The sequence below is a fragment of the Rhodococcus sp. Chr-9 genome, from assembly GCF_000801125.1.
Taxonomy (GTDB): Bacteria; Actinomycetota; Actinomycetes; order Mycobacteriales; family Mycobacteriaceae; genus Rhodococcus; species Rhodococcus pyridinivorans.
This window is the reverse complement of record NZ_JTIZ01000114.1, coordinates 1-1,177: the sequence shown is the minus strand read 5'-3', so window position 1 is coordinate 1,177 and position 1,177 is coordinate 1. Positions and strand designations below refer to the sequence as shown.

Annotated in this window: 3 protein-coding genes; all 3 read right to left on the bottom strand. The window is 35.8% G+C overall.

Annotated elements, in window-relative coordinates; translation table 11 throughout:
• Positions 1 to 236: hypothetical protein (locus QR64_RS26065; RefSeq protein WP_200886520.1), on the bottom strand; the 236-nt coding region annotated here is incomplete at its 3' end.
• Complete coding sequence (locus QR64_RS26060) at positions 226 to 519, bottom strand: hypothetical protein (protein WP_036853158.1); 294 nt, start codon at positions 517 to 519, stop codon at positions 226 to 228. The genes QR64_RS26060 and QR64_RS26065, both read right to left, overlap by 11 nt.
• Positions 509 to 1,177 (bottom strand): hypothetical protein (locus QR64_RS26055; RefSeq protein WP_039586548.1); only part of this gene is annotated, 669 nt, incomplete at its 5' end. The genes QR64_RS26060 and QR64_RS26055, both read right to left, overlap by 11 nt.

Here is a 1,177-nt window from a genome sequence, read left to right as displayed (position 1 = left end):
TTACCTTTTAAGGCAACAGTTTCATTCAATAGTTCAAAATACCTCCCGCCTGCAACGATTGATGTGTTAACATATTGCACGTTAAGGGCTGTATTTAATGGACTTTTCCAATCTTTGCGCCTAATTGTTCTATAGCCCATTCCAGTCAACATCATGTATAGTTTTCCGTCATTATTAGAACCGACTGGAAACTCTGTACCATTTGGACTGAAAAACGTGAAGTTTTTAATTGTCATTTTTAACCTTTCTTGAAATTATTTCCGCTTTATCTAAAACTGGGTTATCAGTAATTGATAGCTCTAACAATCTAAATTTTCTACCGCCATAAGGATAACCACCAATTGATACAAATTGTCCGACTTCATACAAGAGCGTGGTCTCGATTCTAAGCGTGTTTTTACTATTATAGTACACTTTACCTTGCAATAGTTCTAAGTGGTCTTTACGAAGCTCTCTATGCCCTTTAAAGCTATCTATTCTATATTTGTCGCCATAAGTAGCTACATACTCATATAACATTCGGTTTGTCTCCACTTCCTACAAAAATAAGTCTATCATTGAACTCTGTTTTAACTCTATCTGCTATATATCCTGAATATAGCTTGCCCTCGTACCAAATATCTACTAAGTCATTAACATACAAAGGAAAAAGTTCATTTTGATTAAAGAATAACCTTGTGACGATTGTAGAGGGAGAAATTTCAACCTTAATAGTAGACAACTCAGGAGGGTTTCCGTGGTCATCTCTATCATAAAACAATGTTTTGGTTGTCCTTACATCTGGCAAGTCTGTTCCGTCTCCATGATAAGTGCTATAATCAATGACATCTCCGTTATTTTTTGCTGTGTACATTTTAGGAGGGTCTGTGTAGTCATCTGTTGCTTTATTTTTAACGAACACAACAGCAAAATTATAAGCTGAACGTTCTACTATTGTTTCCGTGTCCATTGTCACACTTTGCTTAATATCTACCCTTGTCGTGATTCTTTTTCTATTCCAGTTTCTTGAAGCAAAGTTAATGAATAACAAGTTTCTAGGGTCTGTTTCAGATGGAGCGTGTTGAATGGTTGTAGTTGGTTGAAATTGAACCTTGGAAAATATCCTTTTTGCTACATCATGAGCTGATGAAGTTTCCGCTTTACGATTAATCGTAGCCTTTCCAGCAAAGATACTTGA